The sequence below is a fragment of the Sphingomonas bacterium genome (assembly GCF_903643065.1).
Classification (GTDB): domain Bacteria; phylum Pseudomonadota; class Alphaproteobacteria; order Sphingomonadales; family Sphingomonadaceae; genus Sphingomonas.
Map to the genome: position 1 here is coordinate 1 of NZ_CAHJWX010000375.1, position 3,102 is coordinate 3,102.

Consider the following 3,102-nt stretch of genomic DNA (forward strand, 5'->3'; position numbering starts at 1 on the left):
CCGCGCCGGTCGCGGCCGCGCCTGCCCCGAGCGCCGCGCCGGTGGCGCCGCGTCCGGCGGCCATCCCCGACATCCCGCACGAGGCGGTCAAGCTCTCCAACGTCCGCAAGACGATCGCGCGGCGGCTGACCGAATCGAAGCAGCAGGTGCCGCACATCTACCTGACGGTGGACGTCCGGCTCGACGCGCTGCTGGCGTTGCGCGGCGAGCTGAACGCGACGCTGGAGGCGCGCGGGATCAAGCTGTCGGTCAACGACCTGCTCGTCAAGGCGCTGGCGCTGGCGCTGATCGAGGTGCCCGCGTGCAACGTGATGTTCACGCCCGATCAGCTCGTGTCCTTCAAGCGCGCCGACATCTCGGTCGCGGTGTCGACGCCGACCGGGCTGATCACGCCGGTGGTGACGCATGCGGACACCAAGCCGGTGAGCGGGATCGCCGCGGAGGTGAAGCAGCTCGCCGCGCTGGCGCGGGACAACAAGCTCAAGCCCGAGCAATATCAGGGCGGCACCGCCTCGATCAGCAACATGGGCATGTATGCGATCAAGCAGTTTGACGCGGTCATCAACCCGCCGCAGGCGATGATCCTGGCGGTGGGTGCCGGCGAGCCGCGGCCGTACGTGATCGACGGCCAGCTCGGCATCGCGACGGTGATGAGCGCGACCGGCAGCTTTGACCACCGCGCGATCGACGGCGCCGATGCCGCCACGCTGATGCGCGCCTTCAAAGCGCTGGTGGAGCGGCCGCTGGGGCTGTTGGCTTGACGATCAGTCGCCGGCTTTGTAGTCACACTTGTGTGCACATGAGGCGACGATGATCGAGCTAGGCATTCGCGAGTTTCGGGAGCGTCTCAGCGAGGTGGCGAACGGGACGGATATCGTGTCGGTCACTAGCAATGGCGTGGAGGTCGGCACATATCTGCCAAAGCGTTGGGTGCGCGATGCCGAGAAGGTGCGTCAGGTCGCCGACGCCGTCGAGCGGGCCCGGCGGGAACTAGGCGCAAGAGGCATGGACCTTGACGGTCAGATGCGGTTGCTGGGCATGACGCCGTGGGGCGAGCCGCTTGAGGAGTGACGATTTCCCGCGGCTGGTGCTCGATGCGAACATCATGATCAGCGCGTGCATCGGCGAGAGCTTTCCGTTGCTAGTTCGGCTGAGCGAAGCAGGGGTGGAACTGATGGCGGCGGTTCACCAATGGGCCGAGACCCGGGACGTGCTGGTGTCCAAGCTTGGCAACCCGGCGGATTGGGCAGACGCACAGATCGCGCGCCTGATCGAAGTCGTGCGGCCGATCCATCCGATCGTGCTGGAGCGCTATCGTGAGCGCGCGCTGAGCAGACTGCCGGGCAGAGCGGCTCGGGACTGGCCCGTGCTGGCCGGGACCTACGCCGCCGGCGCGGCTGCCTGGTCGCACGACAAGCATCTGTGGGGGACCGGCGCTCCCCTCTGGTTCACACGAACGCTGCGGCGCGAGATGCAACTGCTCGCGGCGGAAGGATTTCCTCATGCCTGACACCTATGATCTCGTCATCCTCGGCTCCGGGCCGGGCGGCTATGTCGCCGCGATCCGCGCGGCGCAGCTGGGGATGAAGACCGCGATCGTCGAGCGCGAGCGGCTGGGCGGCATCTGCCTCAATTGGGGGTGCATCCCGACCAAGGCGCTGTTGCGGACGTCGGAAATCTATCATTACATGCAGCATGCCGCCGATTACGGGCTGAGTGCGGAGAAGATCGGGTTCGATCTCGACGCGGTGGTGGGGCGCAGCCGCAAGGTCGCGGGCCAGCTCAACGCCGGCGTCAAGACGCTGATGAAGAAGAACAAGGTCGCCGTGCACGAGGGCGTCGGCGCGCTGACCGGGCCGGGCGCGCTCAGCGTCAAGCAGGGCGACCGGACGGTGGAGCTGGCCGCGACGAACATCATCGTCGCCACCGGCGCGCGCGCGCGCGATCTGCCCTTCGCGAAGGCGGACGGGAAGCGCGTCTGGACCTATCGCCACGCGATGGTGCCGCCCGAGATGCCGAGCAAGCTGCTGATCGTCGGTTCCGGCGCGATCGGGGTGGAGTTCGCGAGCTTCTACCGCGACATGGGCGCAGAGGTGACGATCCTGGAGATGCTGCCCCGCATCCTGCCCGTCGAGGACGAGGAGGTGTCGGCGTTCATGGGCAAGCGGCTGGCCAGGGACGGCATCCGCATCCTGACCGGCGCGGGGCTGGACGGGCTGGAGGTCGGCGCGGACGCGGTGACGGCGGCGATCAAGGGCGCGGACGGCAAGGTGGCGACCGAGCGGTTCAGCCACGTCATCGTCGCGATCGGCATCGTGCCGAACACGGAGAATATCGGGCTGGAGGCGCTGGGCGTCGAGACCGAGCGCGGGCACATCAAGGCGGACGGTTTCGGGCGCACCAACGTGCCCGGCGTCCACGCCATCGGCGACGTCACCGGCGCCCCCTGGCTGGCGCACAAGGCGAGCCACGAGGGCGTGGTGTGCGTCGAGAAGATCGCGGGGGGCGACCCGCATCCGTTCGAGACCTGGAACATCGCGGGCTGCACCTATTCGCGCCCGCAGGTCGCGAGCGTCGGCTTCACCGAGGCCAAGGCCAGGGAGCGCGGGCACGAGGTCCGCGTCGGCAAGTTCCCCTTCATCGGCAACGGCAAGGCGATCGCGCTGGGCGAGGCGGACGGGTTCGTGAAGACGGTGTTCGACGCCAAGACGGGCGAGCTGCTGGGCGCGCACATGGTCGGCGCGGAAGTGACCGAGCTGATCCAGGGCTATGTCGTCGCGCGCCAGCTGGAAACCACCGAGGCGGAGCTGGCCGAGACGATCTTCCCCCATCCGACGCTGAGCGAGATGATGCACGAGAGCGTGCTCGGCGCGTACGGGCGGGCGCTGCATATCTGACGCGGCGGCCATCGCCGATGTCGCCGCCGTGCGCGCGCTGCTGATCGAGGCGGCGCGCGCACGCGAGGCGGTGAGCTATGCGGGGCTGCTGCATCGGCTGGGCGTGCGGTTCACCCGGCCGAGGATGCGGGCGCTGTGCCGGACGCTGGACCGCATCGACGCCGACGGCGCGGCAATCGGCGAGCCGGCGCTGGCGGTGCTGGTG

4 protein-coding genes are annotated in these 3,102 nt (G+C 68.9%); all 4 read left to right on the forward strand.

The features are described from left to right. The coding region (locus HUU95_RS12325) for a 2-oxo acid dehydrogenase subunit E2 (RefSeq protein WP_174280373.1) at positions 1-761 on the forward strand (761 nt) is incomplete at its 5' end. Between the two features lie 49 nt (positions 762-810). After that, positions 811-1,071, forward strand: coding sequence for a hypothetical protein (locus HUU95_RS12330; RefSeq protein WP_174280374.1), 261 nt, complete (start codon positions 811-813; stop codon positions 1,069-1,071). A gap of 16 nt (positions 1,072-1,087) precedes the next feature. Continuing rightward, positions 1,088-1,510, forward strand: a complete 423-nt coding sequence (locus HUU95_RS12335; RefSeq protein WP_174280375.1) for a PIN domain-containing protein — start codon at positions 1,088-1,090, stop codon at positions 1,508-1,510. Beyond that, positions 1,503-2,897, forward strand: coding sequence for a dihydrolipoyl dehydrogenase (lpdA, locus tag HUU95_RS12340; RefSeq protein WP_174280376.1), 1,395 nt, complete (start codon positions 1,503-1,505; stop codon positions 2,895-2,897). Before HUU95_RS12335 ends, lpdA begins: the two co-directional genes overlap by 8 nt. Positions 2,898-3,102 lie beyond the last annotated feature (205 nt).